13 protein-coding genes and 1 pseudogene are annotated in these 14,490 nt (G+C 65.0%); 10 read left to right on the top strand and 4 right to left on the bottom strand.

Going from position 1 to position 14,490, the window contains the following annotated elements; all coding sequences use genetic code 11:
- Nucleotides 1-183 (top strand): annotated as a pseudogene (locus VJS90_RS16065) (ATP-binding protein); the annotation flags it as partial.
- Nucleotides 184-817: 634 nt separating this feature from the next.
- Here the strand turns inward: VJS90_RS16065 and VJS90_RS16060 are convergent.
- Together VJS90_RS16060 and VJS90_RS16055 are read right to left on the bottom strand one after the other, a co-directional pair.
- Nucleotides 818-2,290: an inorganic phosphate transporter gene (locus VJS90_RS16060; RefSeq protein WP_324122631.1), complete on the bottom strand. Its 1,473-nt coding sequence runs from the start codon at nt 2,288-2,290 to the stop codon at nt 818-820.
- A 317-nt stretch (nt 2,291-2,607) separates the two neighbouring features.
- On the bottom strand, nt 2,608-2,808 hold the full coding sequence (locus VJS90_RS16055; RefSeq protein ID WP_324122635.1) for a hypothetical protein: 201 nt from the start codon (nt 2,806-2,808) through the stop codon (nt 2,608-2,610).
- A gap of 527 nt (nt 2,809-3,335) precedes the next feature.
- Here VJS90_RS16055 and pcaR point away from each other — a divergent pair.
- The 9 genes from pcaR to pcaC all read left to right on the top strand — a co-directional run bounded on the left by pcaR (nt 3,336) and on the right by pcaC (nt 12,799).
- Entirely contained in the window at nt 3,336-4,211 is an 876-nt protein-coding gene (gene pcaR, locus VJS90_RS16050) for a pca regulon transcriptional regulator PcaR (protein ID WP_324122630.1), read from the top strand.
- A 141-nt stretch (nt 4,212-4,352) separates the two neighbouring features.
- Nucleotides 4,353-5,699 (top strand): MFS transporter, encoded by a 1,347-nt coding sequence (locus VJS90_RS16045; RefSeq protein WP_324122629.1) that lies wholly within the window; start codon nt 4,353-4,355, stop codon nt 5,697-5,699.
- A gap of 143 nt (nt 5,700-5,842) precedes the next feature.
- A complete protein-coding gene (locus VJS90_RS16040; RefSeq protein ID WP_324122628.1) occupies nt 5,843-6,703 on the top strand; it encodes a CoA transferase subunit A in 861 nt (286 codons plus the stop codon).
- On the top strand, nt 6,700-7,479 hold the full coding sequence (locus tag VJS90_RS16035) for a CoA-transferase subunit beta (RefSeq protein WP_324122627.1): 780 nt from the start codon (nt 6,700-6,702) through the stop codon (nt 7,477-7,479). Before VJS90_RS16040 ends, VJS90_RS16035 begins: the two co-directional genes overlap by 4 nt.
- Nucleotides 7,476-8,681 carry a 3-oxoadipyl-CoA thiolase gene (pcaF, locus tag VJS90_RS16030; RefSeq protein WP_324122626.1) on the top strand — a complete coding sequence of 402 codons (1,206 nt, stop codon included), beginning with the start codon at nt 7,476-7,478 and terminating at the stop codon, nt 8,679-8,681. Before VJS90_RS16035 ends, pcaF begins: the two co-directional genes overlap by 4 nt.
- A gap of 249 nt (nt 8,682-8,930) precedes the next feature.
- A complete protein-coding gene (locus VJS90_RS16025) occupies nt 8,931-10,220 on the top strand; it encodes an MFS family transporter (RefSeq protein ID WP_324122625.1) in 1,290 nt (429 codons plus the stop codon).
- A gap of 9 nt (nt 10,221-10,229) precedes the next feature.
- Complete coding sequence (locus VJS90_RS16020; RefSeq protein ID WP_324122624.1) at nt 10,230-11,594, top strand: 3-carboxy-cis,cis-muconate cycloisomerase; 1,365 nt, start codon at nt 10,230-10,232, stop codon at nt 11,592-11,594.
- Nucleotides 11,595-11,604: 10 nt separating this feature from the next.
- Complete coding sequence (gene pcaD, locus VJS90_RS16015) at nt 11,605-12,396, top strand: 3-oxoadipate enol-lactonase (RefSeq protein ID WP_324122623.1); 792 nt, start codon at nt 11,605-11,607, stop codon at nt 12,394-12,396.
- Between the two features lie 10 nt (nt 12,397-12,406).
- Nucleotides 12,407-12,799 (top strand): 4-carboxymuconolactone decarboxylase, encoded by a 393-nt coding sequence (pcaC, locus tag VJS90_RS16010; RefSeq protein WP_324122622.1) that lies wholly within the window; start codon nt 12,407-12,409, stop codon nt 12,797-12,799.
- A gap of 133 nt (nt 12,800-12,932) precedes the next feature.
- Here pcaC and VJS90_RS16005 read toward each other — a convergent pair whose 3' ends face one another.
- Nucleotides 12,933-13,457 carry a DUF962 domain-containing protein gene (locus VJS90_RS16005; protein WP_324122621.1) on the bottom strand — a complete coding sequence of 175 codons (525 nt, stop codon included), beginning with the start codon at nt 13,455-13,457 and terminating at the stop codon, nt 12,933-12,935.
- 20 nt (nt 13,458-13,477) lie between these two features.
- The gene (locus tag VJS90_RS16000; RefSeq protein ID WP_324122620.1) at nt 13,478-14,428 is read right to left on the bottom strand and encodes a LysR family transcriptional regulator; all 951 of its coding nucleotides are present in this window, start codon (nt 14,426-14,428) and stop codon (nt 13,478-13,480) included.
- Nucleotides 14,429-14,490 lie beyond the last annotated feature (62 nt).

Below are 14,490 nucleotides of genomic sequence, written 5' to 3'. Positions count from 1 at the left end.
GCTGAGAAGGATGGGAGGGCTGAGAAGGCTGATGCTGGGGGGTTTGCTGATAAGGCTGGGGAGTTTTTGCAGAGTGCGGCGGGGCAGGCGATCAAGGCGGCGGTGCGGCAGGCGGCGGGGCGGTTGGGGCGGGAGTTGGTGCGGGGGGTGATGGGGTCGCTTTTGGGGGGGAGGAGGAAGTAGGGGGCTTTGGGGTTGGGGTTGGCTTTGGGTTTGGCTTTGGGCTTGGGTGAATATCCGTTTTTTTTTGGTGGCGCGGAGTATGGTTTCGCCCTTACGGCGAGTCACTTTTGGCAGTCGCCCCAAAAGTAACCAAAAGGGCTTGCCCCTACATTGGCCCTGCGCTTCGCTCCGGTGTCGCTCCGGGGCTGCGCGGCCCTGCTCGCGCCTTCGGCTGCGCCGAAGGTGGGCTGCGCCCACGCCCCTCCACGACACCTCCACTCGGCCTGCTGAAGGGGCGGTAGATCAAGAGCCAGAGCCAAAGCCAAAGCCAAAGCCCGAGACAAGCCACAGCCAAGTGAAGCCAGAGTCAAATCCAAGCCGGGGGGATCAGGCAAGGGCAGATCAGAAGCAGATCTGTAGGACGACGCCGTACATGTGGGAGCGCGCCTTGTGCCGCGATCGGGCCCGCAGGGGCCGCAAAACCTGCAATCGCGTTCAGTCTGACACTCTGCGATAGCGGCCCTGCATCCTTTGGCGCTCGCTCCCTGACCAGCCCGCTCGTCGCTGCTCATCGCGCTGGCTGCTTTTCACACATCCCACACCGCCCAATAAGAAAGGCGCCCGAAGGCGCCTTTGTGCAATCAGCCAGTCAACCTCAGCTGAGTGCCTTCGACGCCAGCCAGAACAGGCCGGCAGCCAGGCCCATCGAGGCTGGCAGGGTCAGCACCCAGGCCAGCAGGATGGTCTTGACGGTGCCGCCTTGCAGGCCGCTGCGGTTGGCAACCATGGTGCCGGCAACGCCCGAGGACAACACGTGGGTGGTCGACACCGGAAGGGCGAAGATGTTGGCCAGGCCAATGGCGCACGCGGTGGTGATCTGCGCCGACATGCCCTGGGCATAGGTCATGCCTTGCTTGCCGATCTTCTCGCCAATGGTCAGCACCACGCGCTTCCAGCCAACCATGGTGCCCAGGCCCAGGGCCAGCGCAACCGCGAGGATCACCCAGAACGGGGCGTACTCGGTGGTGGCGGTCAGGTCCTTGCGCAGCTTCTCGAGGTCGGATTTTTCACGGGCGTCCAGGCTCGGCAGCTTGCCGACCTTCTTGGCCGTGTCGTCCAGGCACAGCAGGTAGCGACGCACTTCAATGCGTTTTTCCGACGGCAGCGAGTGATAGTCGGCAACGCCCTTGAGCGAGCTCTGCAGGGCCTTGATGGTCGGCTCGGTCTGCTGCGGGTTGCAGCTGAACTGCTCCGGCAGGTCGCCCGGGGCGGCCTTGCCCAGGGCAAGGAATTCACCGAGGGTGTCTTCGTTGCGCTGGTAGAACTGGCTCAGGTGCAGGGTCGCGTCGCGGGTACGCTCGATCTGGTAGGTGGTGCTGTTGAGGTCCAGGACAAACTGCGCCGGGACAATGCCGATCAGCACCAGCATGATCAGGCCGATGCCTTTCTGGCCATCGTTGGAGCCGTGCACGAAGCTGACGCCCATGGCCGAGATCACCAGGACCAGGCGGTTCCAGAAGGGCGGGTGCTTCTTGTCGTCGAGCTTGCGACGCTGTTCAGGCGTCTTGTGCATCTTCGACAGCGGGCGCCACCACTTAAGGCCGATCAGCACCAGGGCGGCAACGACGAAGCCGGCCATGGGCGAGAACACCAGTGACATGGCGATGTCGATCGCCTTCTGCCAGTTGACGCCGTCACCCAGGGGAATGTCGTTGATCATGGCGTTGGCCAGGCCCACGCCGAGGATCGAGCCGATCAGGGTGTGGGAGCTGGAGGCCGGGATACCGAAGTACCAGGTGCCCAGGTTCCAGGTGATCGCCGCGGCCAGCAGCGAGAAGACCATGGCCAACCCGTGGCCGGTGTTCACGTTGATCAGCAACTCGACCGGCAGCAGGTGGACGATGGCATAGGCCACGCCAACACCACCGAGCAGTACGCCGAGGAAGTTGAACACGCCGGAGAAGAACACGGCCAGGTGCGGCGGCATGGCTTTGGTATAGATGACTGTGGCAACCGCGTTGGCGGTGTCATGAAAGCCATTGATGAACTCGAAGGCGAGCACGAAGGTCAAGGCGAGCAGCAAGCTCACCACTACCCAGGCATCAAGTCCGCTGAATAAATCGATCATGAAGGTTTATCTGAGCCGCTCAAAGGGGGCGCGATTATGCCAGAAAACCATGGCAATCGATGCACCCGCTGCTGACTGGTTGGTCCGTTTTTGAAAGGCGGGTGCAGCAACCCCTGCCGCGATGCCAGCAGCCAATGTCGCCAAAGGGTGGCGAAAAGCCAGAAAAATGAATGAGTTAGCCCGTCATCGAGACGATTGTCCGATTTCAAACAGCTGTATTAAATTTGTGAAATTCCATTACATGATCGTCTGAGAAGTACTGACCGGGCCCGTCCGCTGCGCTCAGGACCCGGTCCTGGCGACTGCTACGCTGGGGCTCACGGCTCCTCGGCACGCAGTTCCTTTTCGATTTTCTCCAGTTCCTGGGCAAAGGCCTGGTCGCGCAGCGAAGCGCGTTTGCGCCAGGGTTTGCGCTCAGGTTCTGGTTGAGCGGCATAAGTGGTGACTTCGCCACCGTAAACTTCCTTGTAACGTTGTTCCTGGCGCTCGAGTTCGGCGCGCAGTTCGTCTTTCGTCACAGTATTACCCGACTGGTTTAAGTTGACCCTGGCCTCGACGTGCACATCGAATGCACGCGGCTACGCCACCAGGGCGACAGGGCTGTCGCAGCAACAGTATGTTCAGGAGTGCAGGACACTCGGACACCGAGGCCATGCCAAGCACGAGCAGCCGCCGGGAGAACCGGGGGCGTGATCGTTTTCAGCTGGCGAGTTTCATTATAGCTGGCAAGTTTGGCTTGGCCACGCGAAGTAGATGTTATTGCCAAGGAGACAGCAAGTTGTAATGTAAAAATGACGCGAGCGTGTGATGAATATGCGATTTTGAGTCAAACCACATAGGAAAGTTCTTGAGCTTGCGTAGGGAAATAAAAAACGGCCTTGCGCGTGGCAAGGCCGTGCCTGGGACTTCTCGTGGGTACCTGACCAGTCTCTCCAAGAAGCCACATGGTGGCAGGCGAAAGGTATAAGCAATCAGCGCATTGGTCAATTGCGATTATCGGCCGTTGGTTCGATAATCGCACAGGTGACTGACTTCGAGGTATGCCATGAGTGATGAGACACAGCCCAAGGGCACCGTAGAAACCACGCCGGAGCGCAGCGGATACGCGGGCCTGGCGCCCCCTATCGTGGCCTCGCCGGCCAAGCGCATCCAGGCATTTACCGGTGATCCGGATTTCATGACCTCGCTCGCCCGCGGCCTGGCGGTGATCCAGGCGTTCCAGGAGCGCAAGCGCCACCTGACCATCGCGCAGATCAGTCATCGCACCGAGATCCCCCGCGCAGCGGTGCGCCGCTGCCTGCATACCCTGATGAAGCTGGGCTATGCCACTACCAATGGGCGCACCTATTCGCTGCTGCCCAAGGTGCTCACGCTGGGCCATGCGTACCTGTCGTCCACGCCGCTGGCGGTGTCGGCGCAGCCTTATCTGGACCGCATCAGCGACCAGTTGCACGAGGCGGCCAACATGGCCACGCTCGAAGGTGACGACATTCTCTATATCGCCCGCTCGGCCACGGTCGAGCGGCTGATCTCGGTGGACCTGTCGGTGGGGGGACGCTTGCCGGCCTATTGCACCTCGATGGGTCGTATTCTTCTGGCGGCGCTGGACGACGCCACCCTCAAGGAATACCTGGAACGCGCGGACATGAAGCCCCGCACCAGCCGCACGATCCACGAACCCCAGGCGTTGCTGGCCTGCCTGCAGCAGGTCCGGGAGCAGGGCTGGTGCGTGGTCGACCAGGAACTCGAGCAGGGCCTGCGCTCGATCGCCGTGCCCGTCTATGACGCCTCCGGCCAGGTGCTGGCGGCGCTCAACGTCAGCACGCATGTCGGCCGGGTCGCCCGCTCCGACCTGGAACAACGCTTCCTGCCGATCATGCTCGCCGCCAGCCGCGACCTTTGCGCCCAGCTTTTCGCCTGATCGATGCTTTCCTGTTCGATAAACGCACAGTGTTGCGTTTGTCGAATTGCGCCGTTATCCGGTGCTTATTACTGTCTTCGCAGCGGCCGGCTCGACCCGGCTGGACAATAACAACGCGCGAACGACTTTCGGATAACAACAATGAACAGTCCGCAAACTGCTGTAGGAACCTGCCTGGACGTTCAGTCCTTCATCAACGAGCAGCCGCTCTCGCGTTACCAGTGGCGAATCGTGCTGCTGTGCTTTCTGATCGTCTTCCTCGATGGGCTGGACACCGCCGCCATGGGCTTCATCGCCCCGGCGCTGGCGCAGGACTGGGGCATCGACCGGGCCAGCCTGGGGCCGGTAATGAGCGCCGCGCTGATCGGCATGGTCTTTGGCGCCCTGGGCTCCGGGCCCCTGGCTGACCGCTTCGGGCGCAAGGGCGTGCTGGTGGGCGCCGTGGTGCTGTTTGGCGGGTTCAGCCTGGCCTCGGCCTACGCCACCACGATCGACCAGTTGCTGGTCCTGCGTTTTCTCACCGGGCTCGGCCTGGGCGCAGGCATGCCCAACGCCACGACCCTGTTGTCGGAGTACACCCCGGAACGCCACAAGTCATTGCTGGTGACGAGCATGTTCTGCGGCTTCAACCTGGGCATGGCTGGGGGCGGCTTCATCTCGGCCAAGCTGATCCCGGCCTATGGCTGGCACAGCCTCTTGCTGATCGGCGGGCTGCTGCCCTTGCTGCTGGTATTCGTGCTGGTGGCCTGGCTGCCTGAGTCGGCGCGCTACCTGGTGGTGCGCAACCGCGGCACCGACAAGATCCGCAGGACCCTGTCACCAATCGCCCCGGCGGTGGTGGCCAGAGCGTCGAGTTTCAGCGTGCCCGAGCAGAAAGTCGCGGCGGCACGCAACGTCTTCGCGGCGGTCTTTTCCGGCACCTATGGGCTGGGCACGCTGCTGTTGTGGCTTACCTACTTCATGGGCCTGGCCATCGTCTACCTGCTGACCAGCTGGTTGCCGACGCTGATGCGCGACAGCGGCGCGAGCATGGAGCAGGCGGCGTTCATCGGCGCGCTGTTCCAGTTTGGCGGGGTGCTGAGCGCGGTGGGCGTGGGCTGGGCCATGGACCGCTTCAACCCGCACAAGGTCATCGGGATCTTCTATCTGCTGGCAGGCATCTTTGCCTACGCGGTAGGGCAGAGCCTGGGCGATATCACGCTGTTGGCGACCCTGGTGCTGATCGCCGGCATGTGCGTCAACGGCGCGCAGTCGGCCATGCCCTCGCTGGCGGCGCGGTTCTACCCGACGCAGGGCAGGGCGACCGGGGTGTCCTGGATGCTCGGCATCGGCCGCTTTGGCGCGATCCTCGGCGCCTGGCTCGGCGCGACGCTGCTGGGGCTGGGGTGGGATTTCGAGCAGGTACTGACCGCCCTGGTCGTGCCGGCGGCAGTGGCGACGGTGGCGGTGATCATCAAAGGCGTGGTGAGTCACGCGGATGCGACGTGATACCGCGTTGGGTACGAAGATAGGTTCGATAATCGCACAGATAGTCGATTATCGGATTGTTTCTCACCCCTCACCGTCCTTAATCTGAGCACACCGCGGCATCGTCCGTACCGACCACGACTCAGCCCGACCAGGAGTCCGCAATGGCAGCAATCCTCTCGCTTCATGACGCCGTGAAGCAGTTCATCCAGGACGGCGACAGCGTCGCCCTCGAAGGTTTCACCCACCTGATTCCGACTGCCGCTGGCCACGAGATCATCCGCCAGGGCAAGAAAGACCTGACCCTGGTGCGCATGACCCCTGACCTGATCTACGACCAGCTGATCGGCGCCGGTTGCGCGCGCAAGCTGATCTTCTCCTGGGGCGGCAATCCGGGCGTAGGCTCGCTGCACCGTCTGCGTGACGCGGTGGAAAAGCAATGGCCGCACGCCATGGAGATCGAGGAGCACAGCCATGCTGACCTCGCCAATGCCTACGTCGCGGGCGCCTCGGGCCTGCCCTTCGCGGTGCTGCGCGCCTACGCCGGCTCCGACCTGCCCAAGGTCAACCCGCTGATCAAGAGCGTCACCTGCCCGTTCACCGGCGAAGTGCTGGCGGCCGTGCCGTCGGTACGCCCGGACGTCACCGTGATTCATGCGCAAAAGGCAGACCGCAAGGGCAACGTGCTGCTCTGGGGCATCCTCGGCGTGCAGAAGGAAGCGGCCCTGGCGGCCAGGCGCTGCATCGTCACCGTCGAAGAAATCGTCGATGACCTGAACGCGCCGATGAACGCCTGCGTGCTGCCGAGCTGGGCCTTGAGCGCGGTGTGCCTGGTGCCCGGTGGCGCGCACCCGTCCTATGCCCATGGCTACTACGAGCGGGACAACCGCTTCTACCAGGCCTGGGATCCGATTGCGCGCGACCGCGAATCCTTCACTGCCTGGATCGACACCTACATCCGTGGCACCTCTGACTTCAACGAATTCAAGGCCAGGCTGGCCAGCACCGCGGAGGCCGCACAATGAGCTACTCCACCAATGAAATGATGACTGTCGCCGCGGCCCGCCGCCTGCGCAACGGCGCCGTGTGCTTCGTCGGCATCGGCCTGCCGTCCAAGGCCGCCAACCTGGCCCGCCTGACCTCGTCCCCTGACGTGGTGCTGATCTACGAATCCGGCCCGATCGGCGCCAAGCCCACCGTGCTGCCTCTGTCGATCGGTGACGGCGAGCTGGCCGAGACCGCCGACACCGTGGTGCCCACCGGCGAGATCTTCCGCTACTGGCTGCAAGGCGGACGCATCGACGTGGGCTTCCTGGGCGCGGCTCAGGTCGACCGCTTCGGCAATATCAACACCACCGTGGTCGGCAACTACAACAACCCCAAGGTGCGCCTGCCCGGCGCCGGGGGCGCGCCGGAGATCGCCGGCTCCGCCAAGCAGGTGCTGATCATTCTCAAGCAGTCCTCGCGGGCCTTTGTCGACAAGCTGGACTTCATCACCTCGGTCGGCCATGGCGAAGGCGGCGATTCGCGCAAGCGCCTCGGCCTGCCCGGCGAAGGCCCGGTCGGCATCATCACCGACCTGTGCATCATGGAGCCGGAAGCCGGCACCCACGAGTTCGTGGTCACGGCCATCCACCCAGGCGTGACCCGTGAACAGATCATTGCCGCCACCGGCTGGGCGATCCGTTTCGCCGACTCGGTCGAAACCACTGCCGAGCCGACCGAGATCGAGCTGACCGCGCTGCGCGACCTCGAGGCCCGCACCGCCGCCGCCCACGGCCAGGCTCCAGGAGAAGCATGATGCGTGACGTATTCATCTGCGACGCCATCCGTACCCCCATCGGCCGCTTCGGCGGCGCCCTGGCCAGCGTGCGCGCCGACGACCTGGCGGCCGTGCCGCTCAAGGCACTGATCGAGCGCAACCCGTCGGTGCAGTGGGATCAGCTCGACGAGGTGTTTCTCGGCTGCGCCAACCAGGCCGGTGAGGACAACCGCAACGTCGCGCGCATGGCCTTGCTGCTGGCAGGCCTTCCTGAAAGCGTGCCGGGCGTGACCCTCAATCGCCTCTGCGCCTCGGGCATGGATGCGATCGGCACGGCTTTTCGCGCCATCGCCAGCGGCGAGATGGAGCTGGCGATCGCCGGCGGTGTCGAGTCGATGTCGCGTGCGCCGTTTGTGATGGGCAAGGCCGAGAGCGGCTATTCGCGCAACATGAAGCTGGAAGACACCACCATCGGCTGGCGCTTCGTCAACCCGCTGATGAAGGCTCAGTATGGGGTCGATGCCATGCCGCAGACCGCCGACAACGTTGCCGACGACTACCAGGTGTCGCGCGCCGACCAGGACGCGTTTGCCTTGCGCAGCCAGCAGCGGGCGGCCAAGGCCCAGACGGCGGGCTTTTTCGCCGAGGAGATCGTCCCGGTGCGCATCGCCCACAAGAAGGGCGAAACCGTGGTCGAGCACGACGAGCATCCGCGTGCCGACACCACCCTCGAGGCCCTGGCGCGGCTCAAGCCAGTCAATGGCCCGGACAAGACCGTCACCGCCGGCAATGCTTCGGGCGTCAATGACGGCGCGGCGGCGCTGATTCTTGCCTCTGCCGAGGCGGTGAAGCGCCACGGCCTGACCCCGCGCGCGCGCGTGCTGGGCATGGCCAGTGCCGGCGTGGCGCCGCGGGTGATGGGCATCGGCCCGGTGCCCGCGGTGCGCAAGCTGACCGAGCGACTGGGTGTGGCGGTGAGTGATTTTGATGTGATCGAGCTGAACGAGGCGTTCGCGAGCCAGGGCCTTGCGGTGTTGCGCGAGCTGGGGCTGGCCGATGACGCGCCGCAGGTGAACCCCAATGGCGGTGCGATCGCGTTGGGCCACCCACTGGGGATGAGCGGAGCGCGCTTGGTGCTGACGGCATTGCACCAGCTGGAGAAGCGTGGCGGGCGCAAGGGGTTGGCGACCATGTGCGTGGGGGTAGGGCAGGGGTTGGCGTTGGCTATCGAACGGGTTTGACGGGCAGGTAGATCGGTGGCCTGCCATTCGCTGGCAAGCCAGCTCCCACAGGCACAGCGTCGGTCTCAGGATCACTGTTGTACCTGAAGGATTCTCCAGACACAGCGCAGACCTGATGATCACTGCTGTGCCTGTGGGAGCTGGCTTGCCAGCGAAAAAGACGCCACCGATCTCGGCATAGACCCTTGCGGAACGAGACTGTAACTGGGTATGTCTAGACCCTGAGTACCCTTTCTGGAGTAACACCCCATGACTTCCACCTATTACACCGGCGAAGAGCGCAGCAAGCGCATCTTCGCGATTGTCGGTGCTTCCTCGGGCAACCTCGTGGAGTGGTTCGACTTCTACGTCTACGCCTTCTGCGCCATCTACTTCGCCCCGGCGTTCTTCCCCTCCGACGACCCCACCGTGCAGCTGCTCAACACCGCTGGCGTCTTCGCCGCGGGTTTCCTGATGCGCCCGATCGGTGGCTGGCTGTTCGGCCGCGTGGCCGACCGTCATGGCCGCAAGAACTCGATGATGATCTCGGTGCTGATGATGTGCGCCGGCTCGCTGGTCATCGCCTGCCTGCCGACCTACGACAGCATCGGCGCCTGGGCGCCGGCCTTGCTGCTGGCGGCGCGGCTGTTCCAGGGGCTGTCGGTGGGTGGCGAATACGGCACCACGGCCACCTACATGAGCGAAGTGGCCCTGCGTGGCCAGCGTGGCTTCTTCGCCTCGTTCCAGTACGTCACGCTGATCGGCGGGCAATTGCTGGCGGTGCTGGTGGTGGTGATCCTGCAACAGTTGCTGAGCGAGGACGAGCTGCGTGCCTGGGGCTGGCGCATTCCCTTCGTGGTCGGCGCCGTGGCGGCGGTGATCTCGCTGTTCCTGCGTCGCTCGCTGGAAGAAACCAGCAGCGCCGAAACGCGCCAGGACAAGGACGCGGGCACCATCAGCGGCCTGTTCCGCAACCACGCGGCCGCCTTCATCACCGTGCTCGGCTACACCGCGGGTGGCTCGCTGATCTTCTATACCTTCACCACGTACATGCAGAAATACCTGGTCAATACCGCCGGCATGAGCACCAAGAGCGCGAGCTTCGTGATGACCGGCGCACTGTTCGTCTATATGTGCATGCAGCCGCTGTTCGGCATGCTCTCCGACCGTATCGGGCGGCGTAACTCGATGCTGCTGTTCGGCGCCTTGGGCACGCTGTTCACCGTGCCGCTGCTGATGGCGCTGAAGACTGTCAGCAGCCCGTTCATGGCCTTCGTGCTGATTACCCTGGCGCTGTGCATCGTCAGCTTCTACACCTCCATCAGCGGCCTGGTGAAGGCCGAGATGTTCCCGCCGCAGGTACGCGCCCTTGGCGTGGGGCTGGCCTACGCGGTCGCCAACGCGATGTTCGGTGGCTCGGCCGAATACGTCGCCCTGGGCTTGAAAACCATGGGCATGGAGAACACCTTCTACTGGTACGTGACGGCCATGATGGCGATCGCCTTCCTGTTCAGCCTGCGCCTGCCTAAACAGGCGGCGTACCTGCACCACGACCACTAAGGACCTGCAATGACGCAACGCACCGACAACCAGCTGTTCGATGCCTATTTCACGGCCCCGGCCATGCGCGAGGTGTTCAGCGACCATGGCCGCCTGCAGGGCATGCTCGATTTCGAGGCTGCCCTGGCCCATGCCGAAGCCGAGGCCGGGCTGGTGCCGCACACCGCGGTGGCGGCGATCGAGGCCGGTTGCAAGGCCGAGCGCTATGACGCCCGGGCGTTGGCCCAGTCCATCGCGCTGGCGGGCAATTCGGCGATACCGCTGGTCAAGGCGCTGGGCAAGGTCGTGGCCAGCGGGGTGCCGGAAGCCGAGCGTTACGTGCATTTGGGGGCCACCAGCCAGGACGCCATGGACACCGGCCTGGTGCTGCAGCTGCGCGCCGCGCTGGACCTGATCGAAACCGACCTGGCGCGCCTGGCTGAGAGCCTGGCGCGTCAGGCGCTGCAGCATGCCGACACGCCGCTGGTGGGCCGCACCTGGCTGCAGCACGCCACCCCGGTGACCCTGGGGATGAAGCTCGCTGGCACCCTCGGTGCGCTCACGCGGCATCGCCAGCGGCTGCAGGAGCTCCGTCCGCGCCTGCTGTGCCTGCAGTTCGGCGGGGCCTCCGGCACGCTGGCCGCGCTCGGCAGCAAGGCGTTGCCGGTGGCCGAGGCGCTCGCCGCGCACTTGCGGCTGAGCCTGCCCGAGCAGCCCTGGCACACCCAGCGCGATCGCCTGGTGGAATTCGCCTCGGTGCTGGGCCTGGTCGCCGGCACGCTGGGCAAGCTGGGGCGCGACCTCAGCCTGCTGATGCAGACCGAGGCCGGTGAACTGTACGAGCCCGCGGCCCCCGGCAAGGGCGGCTCATCGACCATGCCGCACAAGCGCAACCCGGTGGGCGCTGCCGTGCTGATCAGTGCCGCGACGCGGGTGCCTGGCCTGCTGGCCACGTTGTTCGCGGCGATGCCCCAGGAACACGAGCGCAGCCTGGGCCTGTGGCACGCCGAATGGGAAACCCTGCCGGAAATCTGCTGCCTGGTGTCGGGTGCCCTGCGTCAGTCGCAGATCATCGCCGACGGCCTGGAGGTGGATGCCGAGCGCATGCGCCGCAACCTCGACCTGACCCAGGGCCTGGTGCTGGCCGAGGCGGTGAGCATCGTGCTTGCCCAGCGCCTGGGCCGCGATCGCGCGCATCACCTGCTGGAGCAATGCTGCCAGCGCGCTGTCGCTGGTCAACGCCACCTGCGCGAAGTGCTCGGCGCCGAGCCACAGGTGAGCGCGGAGCTGTCGCCTGATGAGCTTGACCGACTGCTCGACCCCTCCCATTACCTCGGTCAGGCGCGCGTCTGGGTAGCGCGCGCCGTGGCCGAACATCAACGATTCACTGCCTGAGGAGACCGCTGTGGCACATTTGCAACTGGCTGATGGCGTACTGAACTACCAACTCGACGGCCCGGAGCATGCCCCGGTGCTGGTGCTGTCCAACTCGCTCGGCACCGACCTGCACATGTGGGACGCCCAGGTTGCGGCCTGGTCCGCGCATTTTCGCGTGCTGCGCTACGACACCCGCGGCCACGGCGGCTCGCTGGTGACCGAAGGCCCTTACAGCATCGAGCAGCTGGGCGGCGATGTGCTGGCGCTGCTGGATGCGCTGAACATCGAGCAGGCGCATTTCTGCGGGCTGTCGATGGGCGGCCTGATCGGCCAGTGGCTAGGTATCCATGCTGGCGAGCGGCTCAAGCGCCTGGTGGTGTGCAATACCGCGGCGAAGATCGGCTCCCCCGACACCTGGAATCCGCGTATCGAGATGGTCCTGCAAGACGGCGCTGCAGCCATGCGCGGCCTGCGCGATGCGTCCATCGAGCGCTGGTTCACCCCGGCGTTCGCCTCGATTCAGCCGGCGCAGGTCACGCGCATCACCGACATGCTTGCCGCCACCTCGCCCCAGGGCTATGCGGCCAACTGCGGCGCGGTGCGCGATGCGGACTTCAGGGACCGGCTGGGCGAGATCAAGGTCCCGCTGCTGGTGATTTCCGGCAGCGCCGATGCCGTCACCCCACCTTCGGGTGGCCTGTTCATCCAGGAGCAGGTGGCTGGTGCCGAGTATGCCGAGTTCCAGGCTGCGCACCTGTCCAACGTCGAGGTAGGCGAGCCGTTCAGCCGCCGCGTCATCGATTTTCTGCTGGCCCGCTGAGGAGCACGCCATGGATGAGAAACAACGTTATGACGCGGGCATGCAGGTGCGCCGCGCGGTGCTTGGCGATGCCCATGTGGACCGTAGCCTGGAGAAGCTCAACGACTTCAACGGCGAGTTCCAGGAGATGATCACCCGGCATGCCTGGGGCGATATCTGGACCCGTCCCGGCCTGCCTCGTCACACCCGCAGCCTGATCACCATCGCCATGCTGATCGGCATGAACCGCAATGACGAGCTCAAGCTGCACCTGCGGGCCGCGGCCAGCAACGGCGTGACCCGCGAAGAGATCAAGGAAGTGCTGATGCAGAGCGCGATCTACTGCGGGATACCGGCCGCCAATGCGACGTTCCATCTGGCGGAATCGGTGTGGGATGAGCTGGGGGTCGAGTCGCGGGGGTAGGCAGATCCGACTCGCCAGCCTGGCTGCCACAGGTTCGGTGCTGAACCCAGTTACGGCGCTAGACCTGTAAGAGCAACTGTCTTCTACCGAGGTACTCGGTCCCCGGCCCGGCTCACCGCTCCCACAGTGGGGGTCACAGCGCGGCATTATTGCGCCTGGCCCTCACCGGTCCTGCATTCATTTCGATAGCCCGCTTCAGTGCCGGACACAACCCCATCAGGAACCCGAGCTCGGCCACGACGAACAGTGGCCCGATGATCAGCCCACTGATGTCATCGACAAACGCCGGCTTGCGCCCTTCGTAGTAATGCCCGACAAACTGGATCACCCAGCCGGCCACGAACGCGCCCACGCCAGCGCCCAGCCACACACCCGTATCCTGCTCGGCCAGCACTTGGCCTGCCCACAGACACAAGCCCAGCAGCAGGCCCATCACCAAGCCGAAGCGTGTATCCAGGCGCAGGTAGAACCACGCCGCCCAACCCGCCACCACCAATGCCGGAGACACCCACGCCCCGCCTGCATCCCACCCCGGCCGCGACAGCAGGATCGCCACCGCCAGCACGATCAGCGGTATCCCGACGAAGTGCGTGGCGATGTTGCGGGGGTCGCGGTGATAGGCCGCGTACTGGCTCAGGTGCTCGACGAGGCTTTTCATTGTCGTTCCTCCAGGGGCGCTCAGTGAGCATAGCCCCTGGCCATGGTCGTGCTCGCCCGGCGCGGTTCATGCTGCGCATCCAGGCCGACCAGCGTCTCGATCATCGCCCGCGCGGCAGGCGAGAGCCGGTAGCCGCTGCGGCTGACCACCCCGCAGCGCACGCTCAACACCTCAAGCCCAGGCGGCAGGTTGCGCCAGTGCAGGCGCACTAGTCGGCCCGCGGCGAGGTCCGCCGCCAGCGCCTCTTCGCTGGCCGTGCCGATGGCGTTGCTGGCCAGCACCACGCTGCGCAGGATGGACAGGTGCTCGGTCTGCAGGTGCGGGGTGAAGTCGCCGCGCCCGCTCAGGTTGGCCAGGCGCTTGCGCACGCCAGGGGTGAGCAGGGCGCTGACCAGCGGATAGGCGAACAGGTCATTGGTCGACAGGCTGTCCTTGCCCAGCAGTGGATGGCCCGCGCGGCAGAAGAACAGGCCAGGGCGAGGGTTGAGTGGCGCCGTATCGAAATAGGGGTCGGCCTCGAACGGGCGGATGTCGTCGACAAAAAACTCGATCTGCTCGCGGCGCAGGGCCTGGCCCAGGGTCTCAGCGTTATCGACCTGCAGGCGGGTGCGGATGCCCGGATGTCGCTCGATGAACTGCCCCAGCGCGTCCGGCACCAGTTGCACGGCCAGGGCAGGGCCGCAGCCGAAGTGCAGCTCGCCCGCGTCGAGCTTGGTCATCTGCAGCACCTCATTGCTCAGTTGAGCGGCGCCCTGCACCAGCCGGCGCGCGTGCTGCAGCACCATCTGCCCCTCGGGAGTGGGTTGCAGCGACTTGCTGGCGCGGTCCACCAGCACGCAGCCGAACTCCTGTTCCAGGCCCTGGATGGCACGGCTGAAGGCGGGTTGGGTGATGCCCATGGCGTCGGCGGCCCGCACGAAACTGCGGTACTCGGTCAGGGCAATGAAATAGCGCAATTGACGAAGGTCCATGTCGAGGCTCTGCGGGGTGGGGTACCGTTTTTAGCTTTTGTTACATATATCGTCAAAGAAGT

Origin of the sequence: Pseudomonas sp., assembly GCF_035277045.1 — a bacterium.
GTDB lineage: Bacteria > Pseudomonadota > Gammaproteobacteria > Pseudomonadales > Pseudomonadaceae > Aquipseudomonas.
This window is presented reverse-complemented; position numbering and strand designations above follow the sequence as displayed.